This is a genomic window from Paenibacillus sp. FSL R5-0928 (assembly GCF_037970385.1).
GTDB lineage: Bacteria > Bacillota > Bacilli > Paenibacillales > Paenibacillaceae > Paenibacillus_AQ > Paenibacillus_AQ odorifer.
Genome location: NZ_CP150225.1, coordinates 3,508,224 through 3,530,932, shown reverse-complemented (window position 1 = coordinate 3,530,932; position 22,709 = coordinate 3,508,224). Strand labels below are relative to the sequence as shown.

Annotated in this window: 18 protein-coding genes; all 18 read right to left on the bottom strand. The window is 43.0% G+C overall.

Annotated features, from left to right (window positions below; genetic code table 11):
- Positions 1 to 9: 9 nt before the first annotated feature.
- The 18 genes from celB to MKZ16_RS15795 all read right to left on the bottom strand — a co-directional run bounded on the left by celB (position 10) and on the right by MKZ16_RS15795 (position 22,595).
- The gene (gene celB, locus MKZ16_RS15880) at positions 10 to 1,323 is read right to left on the bottom strand and encodes a PTS cellobiose transporter subunit IIC (protein WP_076105686.1); all 1,314 of its coding nucleotides are present in this window, start codon (positions 1,321 to 1,323) and stop codon (positions 10 to 12) included.
- 51 nt (positions 1,324 to 1,374) lie between these two features.
- On the bottom strand, positions 1,375 to 1,698 hold the full coding sequence (locus MKZ16_RS15875) for a PTS lactose/cellobiose transporter subunit IIA (protein WP_076105685.1): 324 nt from the start codon (positions 1,696 to 1,698) through the stop codon (positions 1,375 to 1,377).
- A gap of 41 nt (positions 1,699 to 1,739) precedes the next feature.
- Positions 1,740 to 2,057, bottom strand: coding sequence for a PTS sugar transporter subunit IIB (locus MKZ16_RS15870; protein WP_076105684.1), 318 nt, complete (start codon positions 2,055 to 2,057; stop codon positions 1,740 to 1,742).
- A gap of 126 nt (positions 2,058 to 2,183) precedes the next feature.
- Positions 2,184 to 4,106, bottom strand: coding sequence for a BglG family transcription antiterminator (locus MKZ16_RS15865; RefSeq protein WP_256715516.1), 1,923 nt, complete (start codon positions 4,104 to 4,106; stop codon positions 2,184 to 2,186).
- A gap of 222 nt (positions 4,107 to 4,328) precedes the next feature.
- Positions 4,329 to 5,219: a hypothetical protein gene (locus tag MKZ16_RS15860; protein WP_076105682.1), complete on the bottom strand. Its 891-nt coding sequence runs from the start codon at positions 5,217 to 5,219 to the stop codon at positions 4,329 to 4,331.
- A 213-nt stretch (positions 5,220 to 5,432) separates the two neighbouring features.
- The gene (locus tag MKZ16_RS15855) at positions 5,433 to 6,353 is read right to left on the bottom strand and encodes a metal ABC transporter substrate-binding protein (RefSeq protein ID WP_076105681.1); all 921 of its coding nucleotides are present in this window, start codon (positions 6,351 to 6,353) and stop codon (positions 5,433 to 5,435) included.
- Complete coding sequence (locus MKZ16_RS15850) at positions 6,350 to 7,192, bottom strand: metal ABC transporter permease (protein WP_076099248.1); 843 nt, start codon at positions 7,190 to 7,192, stop codon at positions 6,350 to 6,352. Before MKZ16_RS15850 ends, MKZ16_RS15855 begins: the two co-directional genes overlap by 4 nt.
- Positions 7,185 to 7,928 (bottom strand): metal ABC transporter ATP-binding protein, encoded by a 744-nt coding sequence (locus tag MKZ16_RS15845; RefSeq protein ID WP_305953742.1) that lies wholly within the window; start codon positions 7,926 to 7,928, stop codon positions 7,185 to 7,187. The genes MKZ16_RS15850 and MKZ16_RS15845 overlap by 8 nt, the downstream gene beginning before the upstream one ends.
- 239 nt (positions 7,929 to 8,167) lie before the next feature.
- On the bottom strand, positions 8,168 to 9,970 hold the full coding sequence (locus tag MKZ16_RS15840) for an alpha-L-fucosidase (protein WP_076105679.1): 1,803 nt from the start codon (positions 9,968 to 9,970) through the stop codon (positions 8,168 to 8,170).
- On the bottom strand, positions 9,964 to 11,130 hold the full coding sequence (locus MKZ16_RS15835) for a glycoside hydrolase family 88 protein (RefSeq protein WP_052097034.1): 1,167 nt from the start codon (positions 11,128 to 11,130) through the stop codon (positions 9,964 to 9,966). The genes MKZ16_RS15840 and MKZ16_RS15835 overlap by 7 nt, the downstream gene beginning before the upstream one ends.
- A 47-nt stretch (positions 11,131 to 11,177) precedes the next feature.
- Positions 11,178 to 12,209 (bottom strand): glycoside hydrolase family protein, encoded by a 1,032-nt coding sequence (locus MKZ16_RS15830; protein ID WP_174890040.1) that lies wholly within the window; start codon positions 12,207 to 12,209, stop codon positions 11,178 to 11,180.
- 16 nt (positions 12,210 to 12,225) lie between these two features.
- Complete coding sequence (locus tag MKZ16_RS15825; protein ID WP_076105678.1) at positions 12,226 to 13,425, bottom strand: glucuronate isomerase; 1,200 nt, start codon at positions 13,423 to 13,425, stop codon at positions 12,226 to 12,228.
- A gap of 59 nt (positions 13,426 to 13,484) precedes the next feature.
- Complete coding sequence (locus MKZ16_RS15820) at positions 13,485 to 15,047, bottom strand: extracellular solute-binding protein (protein ID WP_036677873.1); 1,563 nt, start codon at positions 15,045 to 15,047, stop codon at positions 13,485 to 13,487.
- Positions 15,048 to 15,256: 209 nt separating this feature from the next.
- Positions 15,257 to 17,083 carry a sensor histidine kinase gene (locus MKZ16_RS15815; protein WP_076105677.1) on the bottom strand — a complete coding sequence of 609 codons (1,827 nt, stop codon included), beginning with the start codon at positions 17,081 to 17,083 and terminating at the stop codon, positions 15,257 to 15,259.
- Positions 17,083 to 18,108 (bottom strand): response regulator, encoded by a 1,026-nt coding sequence (locus MKZ16_RS15810; RefSeq protein ID WP_076099254.1) that lies wholly within the window; start codon positions 18,106 to 18,108, stop codon positions 17,083 to 17,085. The genes MKZ16_RS15815 and MKZ16_RS15810 overlap by 1 nt, the downstream gene beginning before the upstream one ends.
- A 171-nt stretch (positions 18,109 to 18,279) precedes the next feature.
- A complete protein-coding gene (locus tag MKZ16_RS15805) occupies positions 18,280 to 19,143 on the bottom strand; it encodes a carbohydrate ABC transporter permease (RefSeq protein ID WP_038570993.1) in 864 nt (287 codons plus the stop codon).
- 18 nt (positions 19,144 to 19,161) lie between these two features.
- Positions 19,162 to 20,055 (bottom strand): ABC transporter permease subunit, encoded by an 894-nt coding sequence (locus tag MKZ16_RS15800; RefSeq protein WP_051491014.1) that lies wholly within the window; start codon positions 20,053 to 20,055, stop codon positions 19,162 to 19,164.
- Between the two features lie 179 nt (positions 20,056 to 20,234).
- The gene (locus MKZ16_RS15795; RefSeq protein WP_256715515.1) at positions 20,235 to 22,595 is read right to left on the bottom strand and encodes a glycoside hydrolase family 95 protein; all 2,361 of its coding nucleotides are present in this window, start codon (positions 22,593 to 22,595) and stop codon (positions 20,235 to 20,237) included.
- Positions 22,596 to 22,709: the final 114 nt, after the last annotated feature.

Genomic DNA, 22,709 nt, shown 5'->3' with positions numbered 1-22,709 from the left:
TTTTTGCTACTACGCTAAAACGCTTTCAGTTTCATTACTACGGCTATCCTGTTCTTCTTTATATTTCTGGTTATCTAAAACTTTGAAGAACGGGAAGTAGATAAGAATCGCTACCACGAAATTAACCAGCTGCAAGACAATTCCCGAGATACTTTGCGTTACTAAATATCCTGAAATAAATATCGGCGTTGTTGGAGGTGGCAATGCTCCGATTGGTTTGGCCACGATTCCTAAAGACATGGATAGATATGCGAGCAGAACAGTAACGATTGGAGTGATGAGAAACGGAACTAACATAATCGGATTCAATACAATCGGTAGTCCGAATAGAACGGGTTCATTAATGTTGAATAAGCTTGGTCCAATACCTATTCGTCCTATTTGCTTCATCTGCTTACTTTTGGAGAACAGGAACATTAAAACAACTAGACTTAGCGTGGTACCTGCGCCACCTATCCAGATAAAGAATTTGAATTCTGCAGTAGCGATATTCTCAAGAGGCATGCCTGCAGAGAGTGCAGAGGCATTGGCTGCTGACAGCTGAAGCCAGACGGGCAACATAATGGTGCTGCCGATAATAGAAGAACCGTGCAGACCTACAGCCCACAATAAATTGGCAAGTAAGAAAACAATAATAGTTCCTACTAAGCTTGTCCCAACAGCAGTTAAAGGTTCTTGGAGAAGTTGTGCCACAATTTTGTGAACGCTCTCAAAAGAGGTGAAGTTCTCAACGAGCAAACGAATCGCGACAACGCTCATGACTGCTACAAACCCCGGAATTAGGGCTGTAAAAGATCTCGCAACTGTTGGCGGAACTCCGTCCGGCATTTTGATAACAATATCCTTTTGGACAATCTTGCGGAATATTTCTGTTGTCAAAACGGCAATGATCAATCCTACGAACAATCCTTGGCTAGTGAAATAAACAACATTCACCGCTGTGGTAGTCACATTATCTACCGTAAAGGTTGAATTAGGTGTGATAATAAAGAACGAACATAAGGCTACTATCCCAGACGATAGCGGATCGACTTTATAACTCTCTGCTAATCGGTATGCCACGCCAATAGTAGCAATTAAAGCAATTAGGTTAAATGTGCCACCGTAGGGATACAACAAGGCAGTTTTGATTCCTGGATGAGCAGTTAAATAATCTAAATAGGCTGGAATGGGCAGATAAGCTAGTATTAAGAATACTGAACCAATAATTATAAATGGGATAGTCAAGACCATCGCATCACGGAGTGCAGATAAGTGCCTTTGTGCAGCTATTTTCCCCGCAACAGGCATTACCTTTTCTTCTAAGAAGTCCGTTATTTTCATATGTGCTACACTTTCCTTTCTTGAAAGGGGTATTTTGCAGCGTTAATTTATTTATTTCGCACGCTTATATAGTTCAATCATTTCTGTAACAAGCAGAGAAATGGTTTCTACACTCATTAGTTGATCTTCAGCATGAACAAGAATCAGTGAGAATTGAAGTTGTTCTCCATTTGCTTCTCTTTTGATTAATGATTTATGCATTTTATGGCCTTCTCTAAAAAATTGCTTTGATTCTTCTAACTTTTCTTCCGCTCCTTTAAAATCCCCCTCTTTTGCTGCATAAAGCGCCTCCATTACTGAGCTTTTAGCTGCGCCAACGTTGCTTATGATGTTAAATGCTACAGTATAGTATTCCTCTTTCACTTCATCTACCATTACTTACCGCTCCCTTCGTCTCTCTCTATTTACTTAATTGCTTATTTGCTCTCAATTATCTTTAATGCTTGTTCTAGTACTTTTTCGCCGTTCATCATACCGTAATGCAGCATATCAATCGCTTCAATCGGAATATTTTTACCGACCAGTTTAGCTTCTAATTGTTTTTTCATAAATTTCACTTGAGGACCTAATAGGATGACGTCTACGTTTTTTTCTTGTAACGTAAGTTCAATTTCAGTAACTGGTTTCGCGAAAATATTAGCTTGTATTCCTTTTTCCTCAGCGGTCTTTTGCATTTTAGTTACTAATAAACTTGTACTCATCCCTGCATTACACGCTAACATAATTGTATTCATTATTGTTCTCCCCCTTAAATACTGTTGTATTTACTAACAACCTCAGTTTATCGCTAAACAGCTTTCTTTTTAAGCGAACCTTTTTCCAAAAACAATAGGAAACGTTTGCAGTGTAAAAACGCAGATTCATTTCAGTAACTCTAAGATTTCTTCCGCAGAATCTTTAACAAGAATTTGCTCAACGATCTCTTTATCATCAATAAGCGAACCAAGTTTCTTATACATGCTATCTAGATCGCCACTATTTCCTTCTTTTATATTTAACAGACATATTAACTGCACCATCTGCTTATCATTCCAACGAATAGGCCGCTTTAACGTACATAACGTCCAAAAGGTTTCTTTCGTTACGGGAGTAGTTGGATGAGGAATGGCCACCAGATTACCAAAGCTTGTTGGAGCCAGTTCCTCCCTTTCTAATACTAAAGATTCATAATGGTCGGGAACAAGACCTTGCTTAATCAGCTCACTACTTAAAAAATGAATAACACTTTCCTTTGTTGTTAATTCTTTTTTCACGAATATCCGGTAAGGATCAAGATAAATATGAGCTTCTCCCGGCTGTTCTGAAGAAGATAAGAGATTCCTGATCTGATCCAGATCCGTATCGTCTAGAAAGGTTTTTACTACATGGACAGGTATTCCTATATTTTCCTTGATAGGGATTGTACTGATGACTAAATCAATCGAGGATAGATCGGTTTCTGCTAATTTATAATAGCTAATTGTATTTACAATATGAATCTTGTTTTCGAATAGATTGATTAAACGGTAATAGAGTAATTTTGCACTTCCGACACCTGAGGCACATACAAGAATAACTTTTTTGACCTTTTTATTTTTACTTTTCATTCTTTCTAAAGCAGCACCAATGTGTAAAGCAATAAAAGCCACCTCATGTTCCCCAACTTCTAAATCTAAAAAGTTGTTAATACACTTGCTGGCTATAAGAGCTCCTTCAAAAGCCGCCGGAAAATTTATTTTAATTTCTTTTAACAAAGGATTTCGAATATTCATTTTATACCTGATTCTGTTCATCGCAGGCCTGATATGAAGGGTCAGAGCTTGAATAAATTCAACGTCACCATTAAAATCCCAATTAGATTCGTTTTTTAATCTATTCAGTATACATCTTACAATGGTTCCCACTTCATCCAGCTTACTGTACTCTGACAAACTTTCTTTTGGAAGCAACTTCGTACCCACCAAATGGATAATAACATAGTTGATCTCCGAATCAGGAAACTCTAGTCCGGTAAAGTCTTCTATTTCTTTAACAATTTCTTGGCTCACTATTTTTTCAAAAGGATAATCTTCTTTTAGATGTACTGAAGGATTATCAATTAGAAAGCCCTCTTCAATTCTCTTGCAAGCTATAATTAAATGGATGGCAAGGTTATCTAAAGAAATATCAGATATTTCGATTTTGTAATTGTTTACTTTATCAACGATTATTTCCTTTACTTTTTTGTATGTATCTTTATCAAATAAACTAGAGCTCACGTGAGTTGGATCGAGTTCTTCTTCTCTTTTGTATAAATAATTGGACAAACATATTCGTTTCATAAATTCATCCCCCTCTATATACAAGCCGTAATGGGGGCGGTTTACTATACTCAGGTTGTAATTTTCTAGTATTTTACGCACTTCTTTTAAATCATTTTGTATTGTGGATTTAGAAACAAACATCTCATCTTCAATCGTCGCTAATTTGATATAGTTATTTTTCAACAAAAAACGGTTCAACAAATAAAAGACCCTATTGTCTTGTTCAGAAAAGTCAATCGTAGTATAACTGATCTTATCACTTGTTAAATCACCAAATTCCTGATGAAATAGATTTATATCAGTAATTTTTGCTGCGAAGCCTTTCCCACGAATCAATTCTATTTTCAGGCCTAATACGGAAGATATATTTTGTAGTTCCTTTAAATCATTACGGATCGTTCGATCGCTAACATTCAGTTCTTTAGAAATCCATGCAGCTGTGACAGGTTGATTAGAATTAATTAAATATAAAAGTATTTCTTTTTGCCGTTTTGAAAACAATTCTATCCCTCTTTCTTATCCAGAGTATGAATATGAGCTAATATTAACTGAAGCATACATTTACATACATTTGCTCATTTTTTTATATCGGTTACAATATCACTTCCTAAGAAAATTTGATAGTGTTCTTACAGTACCAAACGAAACAGGCGTCCTCATTTAAGAAGACACCTGTTTGAATTTCAGCTTCGTTTGACGAGTTATGGGTAAGAAATATGCGGGTTAACTCAACTTCTGCTGCAGTATAATTGCTAGTTCTTCTGCTGAATCCCACACAATAGGACGAATATCCTTAAGCTGTACAAAAAGTTTATCCGCCTCAATACTGTTTACGGTCCATAATACGGGTATGTTTAAACCAAGTGCATATCCCGTTGAGAAATACACCTCTGGGGATTGCCCCGTTAAATCTGCGATAATCAGTTTGCTTTCTGCGATTTGATCCAACTCGTATTTTTCACCGTTCTGAGTTTTCGTATGTGTTAATAAGCGCGGCAGGAAACCACACTGCTCTATTTTGGGCAATAACTTCTCCAGCCATGTTGTAGACAAATTCTCTTCATCCGACACGAGCACGAGGCAAGGTTTTAGTTTCTTACCTCCAGCGCTTTCCGCAGCTTCATTCCAGCCGGTTTCAGTAAGCTTAAAGGTCATGCCTTCCCTGATCAGAAGCTGATCACTTATCAACTTGTCTATGATATATACCAGCTCTTGCAGATTGGGAGAATACGTCAAGTTATAGCTGCTAGAGAGGGGTTGAATGACAACCGCTTCCCCCGGGCCTTCAGAATGTCTATATAAATATTGCAGTAGACGGTTTCCTTTATCTTCAATGCTCACAGGTATTTTGGGTGAATTTACAATGGACTCTAAATCATCAGCAGATATAGTGATCTTTTCATCACAATCAGTCAGCTCACGTATGTAAGCCGATACTACATGCAGCATATCGCGTTTCTTTTGATGCGGGAGTGAATTAATGGGTTCGTAGCTGTCTCTACGTAGACTATAAAACCCGCCTGGTGAACAAGAACAGCCTATATATCTATCGTTATCGCCTTCTGGTTCAATGGAAACAATCTCATCACAGAACAAACAGTGTTTCTTAATCATGACAACTTTTCACCTCTTATTAAGTGTTAGCCTCTACCTTACCAAGATTTTTTTGAAAAGTAGACAAGAAGATATTTCCTGTAGCAGGTTATCCCAAGGCATAAACGTAATATTTCGAGGCTCCATAGAAGCATTTATACAATAAAAAACCGACATAGGAATCAGCTGTAAACTGAACCTTCTGTCGGTTGATATAAGCTTGGAGCCAGGCATTTAGGTTTGAGATAAACCTTCTATAACTTTATCAATATTCCATTTGATCATCTTAATGTATGTGTCGCCCTCTTCGCCTTTCTTAGCTAAAGAATCGGTGAAAATCTTAGAATGTATCGGTACTCCCGTTTCATTTGCGATAGTTTCCATTGTTTTTGGATTTACGCTAGTTTCCAGAAATAATGCAGGCACTTGATTTTCATCAATGATCTTAATTATGTTTTTCATTTGTTCTGGCGTTCCTTGACTATCCGTATTGATCTCCCAGATAAAAGCCGATTCAAATCCGTAAGCTTTAGAAAAATATTTGAATGCTCCTTCACTGGTAACAAGGATACGTTTCTCTTGTGGAATTTTTTCGACTGCTTCTTTTGCATATTGATCCAATTCATTCAGTTTCTTAACATATTCTGATTGATTATTAAGATAAAATTCTTTGTTGTCGGGATCTTTTTCGATTACACGTTTAGTGATAATATCTACATATTTTATTGAATTCTGAATATCCAGCCAGGCATGAGGGTCAACCTGAGTTTCTTTTCCTTTTTCTGTTAGGTACATTGGAGATACTTCATCTGAGACTGCAAAAGCAACATCCTTTTTATTAGTCACATCTAGAAGATCTTGAAACCACCCCTTACCTGTTTCTAGGTTCAAACCGTTATAAAACACTAAATCTGCGCTAGAAACCTTACTTGTATCCTTGGGTAATGGATCGTACATATGCGGATCTGTTCCGATGGGTACCATACTGTAAACTTCAGCTTTCTCCCCTACAATGTTTTCGGTCATATCAGCGATAATGGAGTATGTTGCAACAATCTGCAGCTTATCATGGTCTGCATCTCCTACACTAACCTTTGAGCATGCGGTAAGAAGTACGATAAACATTGTCAAAGAGAGTATTTTTATGGTCTTCATCCTTGTTTCAACCCTTTCCTGAAAAAATTATTTTTTGGTGAGATTATAAATGAAATTCCGAACATGCTTACGCCGACCAGAACAATCGTGGCACTTGTAGGTAAATTGAATTTAAAGCTTACAATTACACCTATAATCCCGGATACAGCGCCGATTGTAGAAGCTAGGATAATCATGTGGAACAGCTTATTCGTCCAGAGATAGGATGTAGCAGCCGGAATAACCAGCATTGCAATCACAAGCACAATTCCTACTTGAGATAACGAAGATACGGTTACCACAGATAGGAGCATCATCAATAAATAATGATAGAACCCTGTTTTTAACCCATAGGCTTTGGAAACAACCGGATCAAACGAACTCATTAAAAGCTCTTTATACAGCAATGAAATGATGGCAATAACAACAAGCATAATAATAAAGGATTGCATTAACTCCGACTGTGGGACGGCCAGAATATTACCAAATAGAATGTGAGTTAGATCAAGCCCGCTTTTGGCGAAAGTAATTAGGACAATGCCTAGCGCAAAAAATGAGCTAAGAATAATGCCAATAGAAGTGTCACTTTTAATATTGCTGCGACTTGTTATAAATTGAATGAGAACTGCTGCTAATAGTCCAAACAGTGAAGCTCCAAGAAGGATATTGATTCCTAAGATATAAGATAACGCCACCCCGGGTAACACCGCATGTGATAACGCATCTCCCATTAATGACATCTTTCTGAGCACAATAAAGCTTCCTAAAACCCCTGATACAATTCCAAGAATGATAGCAGATAATCCCGCGTTAAGTGCATATATTGGAATGTTTAATACCCCTGAGAAATAATCAATCATGATCTGTCGCCCCCATCCCTTTGATCACCAGATTACCTAAGGAGGCACCATAGGCGCTGAGGATATTCTCTGGCGTAAAGGTGTCTTTAACGTCACCAAAAGCAATTAATTTCTTATTGAGAATGATGACTTTGTCAAAATATTCTTCGACCTCATGCAAATCATGATGTACGATGAGTATGGTTTTTCCTTCTTCGCGAAGTTGTTTTAACAGCTTTACAATGATTTTCTCACTGACTAAATCTATGCCTACAAAAGGTTCATCTAAAAAAAATACATTTGCTTGTTGTGCAAGCGCCCTGGCGATAAAAACTCTTTGGAGTTGTCCCCCGGACAGATTGCTAATTTGTTTATTCGCAAGATCACTTATATCCACCATCGCCATACATTCCTCGACTTTTTGCCGCTCTGTTTTTCCGGGACGCTGGAAGATTCGCAAATTTGGGTAAGTTCCAGTCAGCACTGTATCCCTTACCGTGATTGGAAAAGAAAGATCAATGTCATTTTTTTGCGGCACATATGCGATCTTCCGTTTGTACTCTGAAATATCTTTTCCCTCCACCATAACTGATCCTGTTCTCTTCTTTATCACCTCTAACAATGACTTAATAAATGTAGATTTCCCGGCACCATTTGGTCCGATAATTCCGATTGAATACCCAAAGGGAATATCAATATTTACATTTTCTAGTGCAGAATTACCGAAATAATCTACGTTTAGGTTTCTGATTTCAATCATAAAAAAAACTCCTTATCTCTGTTAAGTTCATATGTAGCACTGTTCTGTTCACCCGGTTAATTTATTTCCTAATAGAAACAATGATTCCTTTGGTTCAATTTGTTTCCCTTGGTAAACATTTATTCTTATATACAATATATTTACCCAAGGGCAATATGTCAACAACAATCCTTAAATCAACAAAAAAAAGAACCCAAGTGATTTGAGTTCTTTTTCATTATTACAATATAAAAATATCATAGTTGCAGTAGTTTTAAACATCTAGGCTGCATCAAATAACCCCCTGTAATAAGCTCTGCCTGCAATTGAATCGTATATTCTCCTGCCGTGGGGAGATACAGTTCACCTACTTGAAAGCTTTGAAAATTATTAACCTCAACGGTAGAAATAACTTTAGCTTGCAAAATTTGATCCGCAGCCTTGATGAGGTAGACTCCGCCACCGCCATTCTCTCCTTCTTCGCTGCGATATGCGATACTAACTTGAAATCTTACCGGACCTAATGTCCGGACATGCCAAACTGTGGTATCCTCTCTATCCTTCCAGTCCAACAAATTATCATGGTCTTTTTTTCCTGTATCGTAACGGAGGGTTGGACCAAAGATCTCGCTTTCAAATACCCCCAATTCTAGTAAGGTATCTTCTCCAAAGTCCAATAATCGGACTGGATTACCTTCTACAGGTTCTGCACAGACAATTGCGATGACCAGCGGCATGTTGTTAGAATTTTCGGCAAAGTTCGGTAAGCTGGGGAGTTCGACTTCCAGATCCTGCTCAGATAGCTTTGTGAAAAACAGCTCCTCCCCTCCATCTAAAGCAAATACCTTTTGAACAGCGGTCTTCAGACCGGGAACGATTAGCTTATTTCTCTTCTTAAGATCGAAAACATGCAGATATAATGTGTTTCCTTTCAAAGTGCATCTACCCCAAGACGGTTTGGCTGTGGGCGATTCTCCAGCACCGTAAATGCTATCCCCATTGGTATTTAACCAATCTCCTACTTCAAGCAAAATCGATTCGGATACCGGATCCCATTCCCCTGTCGCTGTTGGGCCGATATTGATAACCAGATTCCCATTTTTGCTTACAACATCGATGATCTGGCGGATGATAGTTACAGGGGATTTCCAATGGTGATCGGATCTCTTATACCCCCATGAGTCATTTAACGTAATAATATTCTCCCAGTACTTACCAAGGTTACGAGTCGTAAGTTGATTATCAGATGTATTTGAATAATCTCCAAGTGGTGCTTTCCATACTCTGCTATTGACCAAACAATCTGGCTGAATTGCATGAACCGCCGCCAAAAACGCTTCTCCTTGCTCACGGGTCAGTTTGCCCCCGCAATCAAACCACATTAAACCAACTTTTCCGTAGTCCGTCAGCAGCTCACGGACTTGAGGGATTGATTTGCTGTGCAAATATCGTTCAAAGCGGGTGTGTTTATCGGTATCATTTAACCAAGTTTGAACGTCATCATAAGCGCCGATATTCAGTGGATAATCCCAGGTATTCCCTTGAGAGTCTGGATCATGCCAATCCATCGCATGGGAGTAGTAAATTCCGAGTACCATTTCTTCCGCACGACATGCCTCCATTAGTTCCCGAAGGGGGTCACGGCCTAATGAGGTGTGCTTGACGATCGAATATTCGGATACACTCGAGTCATACATCGCGAAGCCGTCGTGATGTTTAGCTGTAAAGATGATATATTTTAGGCCAGCACGCTTGGCAGTCCGCACCCACTTCATTGCATCAAAAGCTGATGGATTGAACGCCGCGGCCATTTCCTCATATTCAGCAACTGGGATCTTCGCGCGTAGCATAATATGCTCACTGTAAGAAGCTTGTATTTCTTTTCCCTTCCATTCACCCGCAGGCAGGGCATAAGGGCCCCAGTGAATAAACAAGCCGAGCCTGGCTTCCTGCCACCATTCCATACGCCGAGCCTGCTCGTTATCTATCGGAGTGTCGACCGACTGTATACTATACGGATCATCGAGAAGGTTTTCTGTTGTTTTTCCGTTCCTTACCATAACTGAAGAACGGCTCCGCGGAGTTTAGAAACAGCCTCGACGAAGAAATAATCGCCATAGATCAGTGGCGTATCAATATGCACACCCCCTGGAAGATTGGATGTTCCAGAAAGAATCAATCCCTCCTCTTCCGGAATGTCCCAAGCCCCATAATTCTCATAAAGTGAGCGAACGATTTGTTCTGCTGCTCGGAGGTAAAAAGAGGCTTCTGCCTGTGGTACGATCTTTGCCAGCTCGATCAAGCCACATGCCGCACATGCACCAGCAGAGGTATCACGCGGCTTTTCGCCTGCATCAGGTGCCCTGAAATCCCAGTGAGGTACATGATCCTCCGGAAGATTAGCCAAGAAGAAGTGCGCAGCTCTTTTAGCTCCCGATAGAAACTTGTTCTCTCCGGTATAGTGATAAGACAAAGTAAGACCGTAAATCATCCATGCGCTGCCCCGTGCCCAAGCGGATTCTTCCGCATAACCTTGGCCGGCCATAGCGCCGATTTTTTCTCCTGATTCCGGGTTGAACTGCAGAATATGATAACTTGATCCATCCGGACGTAAAAAATGCTCCACTACCGTTTCCGCATGCGCAGCGGCGATATGCCGGAAACGCGGATCCTCTGTAACTTCCGATGCCCAGTATAATAAGGGCAGATTCATTACAGTATCAATGATGGACCATCCCGCCCGGTTTATCTTCTCCGTGTCATGCCAGGCTCTGATAAATGACCCTTTCAGGTTAAAGCGGCTGGCCAGTTGAGCGGCAGCCATCAACCCGCGCTGCTTGGAGCGTTCATTACCAGTCACTCGGTAATTGGCCAAAGCTGAGAGTGTCCATATAAAACCAGCATCATGATGTACGGTAAGGGCATAAAGAGGTTCATCCAATTTCTCTTCAATTTGCTCGGCGATTTCTTGCAGTGCCGGATGATTACCTTCTGCGGCAATCTGCCACAAAATACCCGGCCAGAACCCTGCTGTCCACCACGATGGACGCATGTTATCGTATACTCCGCTCACGGAAGCATGCGGAAAACTAACACCAATTCGCTTACTATTCTTTTCCACTTTATTTACAATTTGTTGCCATGCGCTATCCGCCCATTCCAGAGTAGACTCCGAAATCAGCAGTTCGCGAGTTTGTTGAGTTGGTAGTACTTCTCCCATTCTAGTTCCTCCTGTTAACACTGATGATATTTATGAAATTCAATTTCTTAAAACGTTGTCCGTAGTGGAATGACCATATTCCAAGTGTGCTTCGCATTTCGGAACCCTCCCGGTCCATCTGCTACTGCAGCGAATAAATGGGTAGGAACCCCTTCCTGAAATAATAGGAACGGACGTTCAAAGCTGCCCATCCACTGCACAGTGCCGTCCTCCCAGAGAACCCGCCGGGAATACGATTGCGTTGAATCAGCCAGCTGCCAGTCGGTTCCATCCGTAGATGATGCAAATATCCCACCGTGCTTTTCTCCACATATCCGGCCATCCATATCCTTGGCGATCATTTGGTACCCGTCCGCGGACCGCCAGATAAATGGATCTTCAATATGGGACCGCTCTGGTGGAAACAGAGGTGCGTTGTTAATTACTCTATATGGCCCTTCGTCCTTAGATGAACCGGCAATGCCAAGCGTCATCTGTCCATAGGAATTGCCTTCGTATTTGCGGGCTTTATATACCAATAGCAAGGAGCCATCTTCGCGGATACAAGGAGCCGGATTGGATGTGAGGAAGCTGTCGAACCTGCCCGGACGTGTAGGCAGAATAGGTGCATCCATCCTTGTCCATGGTCCGAATACACTGTCGGCTACAGCTAGGCCAACACGTTTGTTGGCACGAGCGGCAATCACCCGATAGTCGTCAAGTTCCACTGTTTCATTAGGTTGCGGCTCAGCGAATGGATGAGTTGAGCCCATATAATACAACAGAAACTTATCGCCATACCGAAGGATATGCGGATTATGGGTGCTTCGTCCGTCCCAGTATTCCGCTCCCCTTGCGGGTAGTACGGTTTCTTCGTACGTATAGGGTCCTTCCGCGTTATCGGCAGATGCGCGGACAATTTCTGAGCGAAGTAACCATCCCGGATGCATCGGCAGCCATTTCGGCCAACGGGATGCGAATAAATGAAAACGCCCATCCTCGCCACGCACAGCTGATCCGCACCACACCCACCAATTCTCCATACGGAATCCTCCGTTCAAAGGAGCAGGCAACATTCGGTCCATTAATGAAAAAGTCATTTTCTCCCTCCATGGCTTATTGCTTAACATCCGTTAGTCTATAACGTTTAGCAGCACTGCCATGCAGCCATTCCGCAGCAATATCCAGCGCCTCATCCCGGCTGATCCAGCCTTCCGCTATTTGACTTTGCAAAAAGCGCGCAAGTATTTTTTTAACGATCAGCAGCTTGCCATATGTCCATTCGATACAGCGCGCATCCGAGACAATGAGCGAACACTTGAGCGGGGCGAGTGCCTCTAACCGATACTGCATGCTCTGCAAATAGGTACTGGGTCTGAAGTTATACCACCACATCCCGCCTACATGAACGTTAGGGAAATTCCATGCAGCCTGCACAACATCCAGGTTATTTAATTCCGAAGCCACCACCAGCTCAAACGGAATGGAATACCGTTCGAATAAACCGTACAGTTTAACAATCCGTAGCGAATCGTTAACTGGCGCAGCTGATGTATTACACCATCTGCGTTCGACGCCGAGAAACAACTGCAAGAACATTCCTCTTGCTTGCAGTTCCGAACAAATATGATGAAAGAGCAGCATCATGATTTCATCCGGTCCAGTTACGTTGCTAAGATTGTAAACATCATGAGCTTTGGCTTCAAAAGCTGGCAACGTAGTCATGATTCCTGGACAGCCCATAGTCTGATAAGACTGCAGCTGCTCGCTAATAAATTTTTTCGCTTGAGCATAAGCAGCCTCCCGGCTGGGATCATAGGAATCTGCAATATTCTTTGCCAGCTCAGGCAGCCAAGAGTCAATTCGAGGAATCAGTAGAGCATTTTCCCTCATGTGTGCAAAGTTGGCATGTTCCGGACGGTTTACAATAAACCGCTGCACATGCAGACGGTCAGCTACGTTCTGCGCCCAGCCGGGATCGTGACTTTGCTGTTTAATCGTTATATCCGCTTTGAACACCGACTCTGAATCTGTGATGGAGATACCGTACAGATCTTTCATGATTGCTGTAAAAGCACGATTCATCATCGTATTACGGGAAGCGTGGTAGGCGCTAACAAAAGAGTCAGCCCGTTTCCCTTTCGAAAGTTGGTCCGCATTCGCCGGATATCCTGCTGACTGAAGCTCTTGGTTCAACCAGAAATAATCGGCTATTTCCCAGAAGTCAGCCGCGTTTAGCTTATCGCCGACGAGATGGGTATGTGTATCGATTACAGGCAGACGCATGATTTCATCACACAATGAAGTTTGACTCATCGTTCTCCCTCCTAACTGGCAGGAAGCCCTTCGAATGAAGAGGCTTCCTGAGAATCTATCTATTTACGACTTTGCTGATTAAGGATTCCCTCATTATTTTTGTAGCGTTCTGTTGCTTCTTTTAAGATTTCTACGCCGCCTTTTTGCTTATATTCCTCGATGACTTTTGGGAAATCGCTAATCGGTTCTTTGCCATAAATCATTTTGACCATATGGTCTATGATCAATTTTGGTGCCTGATCGGGACGTTTAGAGGCAAGATCAGGGAACTTGCTGAAAGACTCCAGATCAGGTACAAATCCGATGCCCCCTAAGCCTTCTTTGCTCAGCGTTTCATCCAATGCTTTCAAGACATCTTTACCACCCGAAAGCAGCTCAGTTCGTTCGCGGTTGATCGTTCCGTCCCCTACCCAGCGCAGCTGTGTGCGGAATTTCTCTTCATCTTGGGCAGCCTTGTTCTCTGGCAGCTTATAATCAACTTTTCCGTCTTTTACCGTGTAATTTTCGCCTTCAATCCCAAAGCTATAGAAATTACTTGCTTCCGGGGTCTGCATCCATTCAAACATTTGAATAATCCGGGCAGCCTTTTCTTTACTGACCTTATTGTTGATATACAGTGAGGTATTGACCGAACTATACAAGCCATATCCTTTTTGTCCATTGTCACCGGTTGGCGACGAGATAATATCCACTTTCGCTTCCGGATTGGATGCGGCGATTTGGGTCCGGAAATCCAGTAGATTTTGCGCGTTAGCTGTCCAGATTCCTGCATTGCCTGCAGCAATATTTTCGCCATACTGCGCCGTCTGAATTGTTGCAAAATCCTTCTGAATGAGGCCTTCGTCATACATCGTTTTGTATACGTTTAGTGCTTTTTCCATATTCTCGGAATTATAAAATTTGGGTACGATCTCTCCATTATCCTCTGTAAACTGATAGCCAAGCGCGTCATATGCACCGAATGCGATATCTGCATATTTGAAGTTCTCACGCATCTGATAAGGCGCGCTCACACCGAGTTTCTTAAAAGCGCGTAGCACATTCAAGAAATCTTCAATCGTTACAGGTACCGGGAGACCGGTTTTCTCCAATAAATCTGTTCGGATAAAGGTGGCACGTCGAGACGGATTGCTGAGCCAAGTCGGAATGCCATATATTTTTCCGTCGTAGCTGACTTCATCCCATGCCTCCTGCGGGACAACCTTCATCAAGTTAGGCGCATTCTCCTTCAGCAGATCATCTAGCGGCATAAAAACACCAGCCTGAACCGATCCAGCCATCGATTTATCTGTAGCCCCTCCGACATTTTGAACCACATCCGGAATATCACCGCCTGCGAACATAACAGCCATTTTGGAATCAAAGTCCTTCAAAGGAATTAACTTAATGTCTAAATCGACATTCGCCCGTTTTTCCAACTCCTTGACCCACTTATCGGTGTTAATGTCTTTAGAACTTTCCGTGTAAGCGTTTCCGCTTGTGTTTAACGAAATACTAAATTTAAGCGGTTTTGATTCGCCTGCTGCATCGGCGTTACCGTCCGATGTTTCATTGCTTCCGCATCCTGCGACGAGACTTGAGACAAGCGCCGTGGATAGGATCAGACTAACCCATTTTTTCATCTGGATAATCCCCCTTATTAGTATAAAAAGGTATTTGGTTTACCTGTACCCATCATAAAGCTGTATCATCAGCTCTCCCATGGGGTGGATTATTGTGGGATGTGTTTTTTTGTGATCGGTTGCCGTTATAAAAAAAGGCCATCCCCAAAAGTCCGCGGCTCGGACCTCAGGACAGCCTTTTGATCCTCGTTCTCTTCGGCGAGCAGCGCCTATGCGTTAAGCACTTGATGTTCCTTCCTTCCGGAAATCGGCATTCTCATGATCATGCGTGTTCCCCATTCTGGACTGCTTTCTACGTCAACGCCGAATTCTTCTCCGAAGACAAGCTGAATCCGGCGATGAACATTTTGCACACCAATGCCGCCTGGGCTTCCTTTACCTTCCTCCACATCGGCGAGTCGATTTTCGCTCAGTTTAAGGCGAAGTTCTTCAAGCCGCTCCGGGGTCATTCCGCTGCCATTATCCGTAATGCTGACCCAGAAGATATCGCCATCCTCTCCAGCATCAATCGTAATCGTTTGATAATCTTCAACACCATAACGAAAGGCGTGCTGGAACACATTTTCCACAAGTGGCTGTAAGGTCAAACGGACCATTTTGCGCAGAAGCATTTCAGGCTTTATCCGCACATCGATTTCAAACGGCCTTCCGATCCGGTGATTGATAATGACCATATAATGGATGACATGCTTCAGCTCATTGGCCACGGTTATCTCTTCAAGATTGGTGCGCACCGAATAATGCAGCATGTAGGACAGGGCTCCGACAATTTCTGATATTTCATCTGAATCCTGAATTACTGCATAGCAGACCACCGTTTCGAGCGTATTATATAAAAAATGGGGGTTGATCTGTAACTGTAAGGATTGGAATTCGGCCTTCTGCCGCTCGGCTTCCACTTCCTTGTTCTTCAGTTCTGATTGATACACGGTGTCCACAAGCTCTGACAGGCGCGTTACCATCAGATTGTAACGAACGATAAGCCCAGTGACCTCATCCTGGCTTTTCGGAAGGGAGATTAATTCCCAATTTCCTTTTTCGGTCTGGCTCATTCCTTTCATCAGTATACGGATTGGTGTAGTAACAGACTTACCAAATCGGCTTGCCAGAAACAGCGCTATCATAAATGTCAAAATCGCGACAGCAATAATATAATTCCGGATGGTAATTAGCGGCTTTTGCAGCTGAGTGTCTGGAATGGATACAACCAGATGCCAACCGGAATATTCCGCATTACGGCTGATATAAGATTTTTCCACTCCCTCTGCCGAGCTGCGGAACATCGCATCTCCTGCTAGCTCAATTTGCTTGCCAAGACTATCGGGAATCAACGTCCCTACTTTGTTTTGATCGTTATGATATTGAATCCTGCCTTCGCCATCTACAATAAAAAAATAGCTTTCGGGACCAAGATCGATCCCTTTCCATAACGTGGAGAGCTCCTCTGCTTTGACTTCAATGCCTACAAATCCTTTCATCTCTGGTGACTGAAGGCCACGAATGCTGCGGATTAAGGTCAACATCGGCGTTTGATCCCCACGGATACTGTAATTGATTACATTCAACTGTCCACTGACATCTGTATGTTCTTTGAAATACCTGATCTGTCTAGCGGTGTCTTCCTGTGTAAAAGATGGCGCTGAACCGCCATTATAATAATAAAGCGCATTCCCGGAATACCCGATAATATATAAGGCTTCAATCTCAGGATTGCGAATCCATACTGGTTCGACAATTGCATCGCGAATATCGGTCGTGTAGCGGTAATTTTCATATTCCTCACGGTCTGCTGATAGGTCAATATATCTTTTAACTCTCAAATCCGTTAGTAGCGCCACGGTCGACCGTTGATAGGATGAAATATAGAGATTGGTATGATGAACTGCATTATTTACGATTTGTATCATCTGGTTTTCAGTACTTGCCTGCAATTGCTTGGCAGAAATGCTGTAGAAGGAAATCCCCAGCGCTGACAGGGAAAGTAAGATGACAATGGTAAAATAAAATAGCAGCTTCCGGCTGAGGGTTGCTCTCATTATTCAATGCCAAACGAAGCACGGTATTCCGAAGGTGACACACCCACGAGATTTTTAAACGTCTTCGTAAAATGGGGATAATCCTCGTAACCTACATGAATCGAGATATCACTGATTGTCATGGTAGGTACGGCAAGAAGTCTGCGCGCTTCCTCCATTCTTCTTCGGATCCGGTAGTGTACGAAGGTTTCCCCCGTCATTTTTTTGAATAATGCGCTGAAGTAGGTGCGGGCAAGTCCCACCCGTTTGGCTACTTCTTCTAACGACACATCCTCAGCCAAATGTTTATCAATGAAAGCTTTTGCTTCTTCAACCGGGTCCTTATAGTTGCCTTTGCGAGTAAGTTGCAGCTCCGCAAGTATACCGTTTATTATCGCGACAAATGCTAACATCGTTTCTTTTTTCGTATTGGCGGCTTTCACATCTCCACAGCACCGGGACTGAGGCTTCCAGCCTCGGCGTTCCAAGCGATCTACGATCATTTGTAGACAATCATTCAGGACTGCATCCATGCTAAAGACGTTCAACCCTTCAAATAAACCGGATGTTTCTCTGTCATCAAGCAGACGGTTTGTCTCATCACGTTGCAGCAGCCAGATATGTTGTTCCAGCTGTTCGGCCCAATCCACGTATTTATGAACAGGAATAATGTTGCCTGTCATTCCGGATATAAGTTCTCTCAGCATATCATGCACATCCTGCTGGAGAACCGGCTTTAACAAATATCGCTTAACGCCGTATGCCATTGCTCGTTGAGCATATTGAAAGTCATTGTACCCGGAAATGACTGCCACCTGGACATGACTGTAATCACGGTGAATTCGTTCACATAAATCAAGGCCATCCATCCGCTTCATGCGCAAATCTGTCAGTACTAAATGCGGTTCTAGCTTTTGGATAGTTTCTAAGGCTGCTTCGCCATCGTCGGCTGTATAAATCGCGGTGAATGAGACCGGATAACGCTGGACCATCTTCACCAATCCTTTTTGAATGACAGGCTCATCTTCTACAATCAATACTCGCACTTGTATCAAATCCCTTCCGGAATGGAATCAGAATCAGTTGTCTTGTGGTATGAAATTGATTTGAAGTTGCGATCATTGGCAACGCTTCCATTTTTGAGTTTGGATTATATCTTACCATATTTTGATAAGCAGATGGCTGTTTCTTTTAAAGGATGATGCAAGCTGGTTGATTTAAGACTTAATAGATCCGATTAACATCCCTTTGATAAAATACTTTTGCAGAAACGGATACACGATAATAATCGGTATGACGGAGACGACAATAACTGCCATTTGCACACCTGCCGGAGATACTTCATTTACGTTTTCTAATAAGCTGCCCGCTTGCCCAAGGTCGTTACTCAGTACGATTTCCCGAAGCCGCAGCTGAAGTGGATAAAGCGCTCGTGTATTGATAAAATACAACGCCGATGAATAAGAATTCCAATGGGATACCGCGTAGAACAAGCCCATAGTTGCCATAACAGGTTTGGACAAAGGAAGGATGACGCTCCACATCGTGCGCAGCTCTCCCGCTCCATCCATTCGCGCGCTGTCTATCAGCTCAGTAGGCAGGGCTGAGAAAAAAGAACGCATGATGAACAGGTTATATGCACTGATGGCCGATGGGATGATTAATACCCATAAAGAGTCGATCAAGTGCAAGTTTTTGATGACCATATAGTTCGGTATGAGCGGAGCGTGAAATATCATCGTAATTAGGATTAAAATCAGAACTCCTTTGCGCATCGAATATTCGGATCTGGATAAAGGATAGGCCAGTGATGCAGTTAAAATCAGATTAATAACTGTTCCGACAACTGTAATAAATATACTTACCATGAAAGCTCTCCAGATGGAGGTATCCCCAAGAATAACTTGATAATTCATAAGCGTCCAATCTACAGGGAATAGCTTAACCTCGCCTGCATTAATGGCATGAGTGCTGCTAAATGATTTGGCGAGCACATGCAGCAGAGGGAAGATCATCAAGCACCCGACCAGCATCAGAAATATATAGTTAAAAACGTCAAACAGGCGACCTTTATTTTTCATTTACTCTTCGACTCCTTTCTAGTAAAGTCCATCCCCTGATGCTTTTTTGCTAAGCGTATTCCCGATCATAACTAGCAACAGTCCGACGACCGATTTAAAGAGGCCTATAGCTGTTGTATAGCTGTATTGCTGATCAATAAGACCCACTCGGTATATATACGTATCGAGAATATCTCCATTGGTCTCATTAAGCGAATTGATAAATACAAACACTCGCTCGAAGCCAAAATCAAGGAAGTTACCGATATGAAGCAGGAACATAATCATGATGGTGGGCAAGATCGTCGGGATCGTTATAGATAAGGTTTGTTTCCACCGATTTGCTCCGTCAATCCGGGCCGCCTCGTACAGCTCAGGATTCACAGCAGCGAGTGCGGCTAAATAAACAATAGTTCCCCATCCACTGTCTTTCCATATGCCTGTTCCAACCAGGATGGTACGAATATACGAGTCCTCGCCCAGAAAATAAACGGAGTCGAGCCCAAAAGCATTTAAGATCTGGTTCACGATACCTGTCGTTGGGGACAAAATGCCGATCATAATCCCCCCAATAATGACCCATGAGAGAAAATGGGGCAAATAAACGACGGTCTGCAAAATCCGTTTATAGAAAGCTTTTCTCACTTCATTAAGAAGGAGGGCGAATATTATGGGAACCGGAAACGCAAAGACCATATCATATAGGCCGATCAGGATAGTATTTTCAAGAATTCTCAAAAACTCTGGATAGGTGAACATCCGCCGGAACTGATCAAGGCCAACCCAAGGACTGCCTGTAAAACCTTTGAATATGTTGTAGTTTTGAAAGGCCATGATGGAACCCGCCAAGGGTAAGTATTTAAATACGATAAAAAAAATAATGCCCGGCAGTGAAATGAGATATAGCGCCTTATATTTGCGCAAATTGGTCATTCGTCTTTGGAATGGGGAAAGATCTGGCCTGCTCGCTGGCAATGCGGCTGGCACTTGTTGTGGCATAAATATCGCTCCTTTGGTTGCAGTTTGGATTTTGTTGTATGGCTAATGTTAATCCAATATCCAGGTCTTCAAAATGGAGATTTTTCGGCTTGCCTGTGTTTTATTACGATTGACTATTGTGCACAAATCTTGCGGGACTTCCCTGCAACTGAAGAAAAATTATATTCAAATCCCTGACCATCGCTAATAAGAGATTGTTCTGGCAGATCAAGCGGAACGGCAGACCAAATTTGATATTCAGCGGTTAACGTAGAGTGAATCGTCGCTTCATCAAGCTTTCCTTGGCTCCAAGAAAGATCAACGGTAAAACCACCTCTTGCTCTCATTCCCCTTATGCTGCCTGAAGCCCACTCCTTAGGAAGGGCAGGTAATAGTCGAAGTTCTCCTCGGTGGGATTGCAGCAGCATTTCTGCTACGCCTGCTGCTCCACCAAAGTTTCCGTCTATTTGAAAGGGTGGATGGCAGTCTAAAAGATTCGAATACGTGGAGGAGGCTAAGAGATTAAGTAAATGCTCGTAGGCTTCCGCACCCATACCGAGACGGGCATAAAAGTTGACGATCCATGCCCTGCTCCAGCCGGTATAACCTCCACCTCCGTCAAGGCGGCGTTCAAGCGTTCGCCGGGCTGCTGCGGCAAGCTCAGGGGTGTGCCTCATGTCAATCTGTTCACCCGGATGTAAAGCGAACAACTGAGAAATATGCCGGTGACCTGCGTCTTGCTCTTCGTAGTCAAACAGCCATTCCTTAATCTGTCCATGACTGCCCACACTCGGCTGTGGAATGTGTTCAAGCGTCTCATGTAGTTCAAAGAGAAACATTGTATCTTCTTCTCCGAGAATTAATGCCGCTTCCGAACAGGCGGATAGCAATGTATATGCGATTTGCAAATCCATAGATGGTCCCATACAGAGGCTGCCGCTGCTTCCGTCCGAAAGAAGGAAGCGGTTTTCAGGGGAGACCGAAGGCCCAGTAATCCGTACACCACCTTCCTCTACCATGTAATCAAGCAGAAAAAGCGCTGCTTCCTTCATCACTGGATAGGCCCTTTCCTTGAGAAAAGAAAGGTTCAGTCCAAACCGGTAGTGTTCCCACAAATGAAGGCATAACCAAGCAGCACCCATTGGCCAGACCGTGCAGGTAATTAGGATGCCTTCAGGTCGGGTTTCCGCCCATAAGTTAGTGTTATGATGAGCAACAAAACCGCGACAGCCGTACATTTTTTTCGCCGTTTCTTGACCGTTCAACTGCATCCGTTCGATCAGATCAAACAGCGGTTCATGACATTCAGCCATATTTAGGACTTCGGCAGGCCAGTAATTCATTTGGAGGTTAATATTAATTGTATATTTTGATTCCCATGGCGGGGTAAAGCTATCATTCCATATGCCTTGCAGATTAGCAGGCAACGTACCTGGTCGAGAACTGGAAAGCAGTAAGTAGCGCCCATACTGTACATATAGTGCAACTAGTCCCGGATCACCAAACTCATTGGAATTGCTTCTTTCATCTTTTGCTTGCTGTAACCGCAGTAATCGCTTATCGGTAGGAAGCTCGGCGTACGGGTCGCCATCCCTTGTTAAATCGATTGAGAATCGAGCAAACCGAGACTTGTATTCCTCCTTATGCTGCTTTATTAGAGTTGCAAAAGACTGAGCCATGGCTTGATCCAATTGCTCTAGACAGGCTTTTTCAGGTTGATCCACACGAAAGGTACTCTGCGCTGCCAGCATAAGGGTGACAGAGTCTGCCCCCTCAATAGAGATGAAATCCCCGATGAGCCTCTGGCGGCCTCCTTGTTGAACTGCCCTTAGTGCTGTGCAAAAGCGAACACCATCCGCTCCGCATTCCCCATTCATTAGAACTGTGTTAGCAAGGCCAGTGCTACAGCCGGTATCGAACGGACGACGCATAAGATTCGCAGCCAACGTGATCTTGCCAAGTCTGTCAGCTGTCAATCGGACTACTAATACACCGTCCGGTTCACTTACAAAATATTGCCTGTAATAGCGAACCCCGCCACAACGGTACGATACCGTAACGACCGCTTGCTCCAAGTCGAGCTCCCGCTCGTATTCTTCAATAATCTCACTGGAATCCAGAAACTTTAAAATCAAATCGCCAAGTGGCTGGTACGGCTGTTCATATTTTGGTGAAGCAGTCATAGCCATTCGTGCCAAATGTTCTGCCTCCGCCTGCCTGCCGTCTTTCAGCATTTGCCGAATCACCGTCAAATATGGCTGAGCTGCAGGATTAGCTGCGCGTCCAGGGCCTCCGTACCAGATTGAATCTTCGTTAAGCTGGATTTTATCTTGGCCGATCATACCGGACACCATTGCCCCGAGGCGCCCATTTCCTATGGGAAGAGCCTCATTCCAATTTGACGCCGGGCTTGTATACCATAATCGAAGACGTTCTGATTCTCGCATGGTTGCCGGTAATGCCACCTCTTGTTTCGCTCGTCTTCTTTCACTCAACTCTTGTTCACCTGGCCTTTCCTATTTTCAGGTCATATCATTCGTCAGTAACTCCACTTCCTATGCTACTCTTGATCCTGATGTCTCTCCATGGCATAGATTGTTAGGGGTTGT

Bases quoted from the DNA above. Each gene is read 5' to 3' on its own strand.
- celB (WP_076105686.1), bottom strand. From the start codon at position 1,323: ATGAAAATAACGGACTTCTTAGAAGAAAAGGTAATGCCTGTTGCGGGG.
- MKZ16_RS15875 (WP_076105685.1), bottom strand. From the start codon at position 1,698: ATGGTAGATGAAGTGAAAGAGGAATACTATACTGTAGCATTTAACATC.
- MKZ16_RS15870 (WP_076105684.1), bottom strand. From the start codon at position 2,057: ATGAATACAATTATGTTAGCGTGTAATGCAGGGATGAGTACAAGTTTA.
- MKZ16_RS15860 (WP_076105682.1), bottom strand. From the start codon at position 5,219: ATGATTAAGAAACACTGTTTGTTCTGTGATGAGATTGTTTCCATTGAA.
- MKZ16_RS15855 (WP_076105681.1), bottom strand. From the start codon at position 6,353: ATGAAGACCATAAAAATACTCTCTTTGACAATGTTTATCGTACTTCTT.
- MKZ16_RS15850 (WP_076099248.1), bottom strand. From the start codon at position 7,192: ATGATTGATTATTTCTCAGGGGTATTAAACATTCCAATATATGCACTT.
- MKZ16_RS15840 (WP_076105679.1), bottom strand. From the start codon at position 9,970: ATGGTAAGGAACGGAAAAACAACAGAAAACCTTCTCGATGATCCGTAT.
- MKZ16_RS15835 (WP_052097034.1), bottom strand. From the start codon at position 11,130: ATGGGAGAAGTACTACCAACTCAACAAACTCGCGAACTGCTGATTTCG.
- MKZ16_RS15830 (WP_174890040.1), bottom strand. From the start codon at position 12,209: ATGACTTTTTCATTAATGGACCGAATGTTGCCTGCTCCTTTGAACGGA.
- MKZ16_RS15825 (WP_076105678.1), bottom strand. From the start codon at position 13,425: ATGAGTCAAACTTCATTGTGTGATGAAATCATGCGTCTGCCTGTAATC.
- MKZ16_RS15820 (WP_036677873.1), bottom strand. From the start codon at position 15,047: ATGAAAAAATGGGTTAGTCTGATCCTATCCACGGCGCTTGTCTCAAGT.
- MKZ16_RS15815 (WP_076105677.1), bottom strand. From the start codon at position 17,083: ATGAGAGCAACCCTCAGCCGGAAGCTGCTATTTTATTTTACCATTGTC.
- MKZ16_RS15805 (WP_038570993.1), bottom strand. From the start codon at position 19,143: ATGAAAAATAAAGGTCGCCTGTTTGACGTTTTTAACTATATATTTCTG.
- MKZ16_RS15800 (WP_051491014.1), bottom strand. From the start codon at position 20,055: ATGACCAATTTGCGCAAATATAAGGCGCTATATCTCATTTCACTGCCG.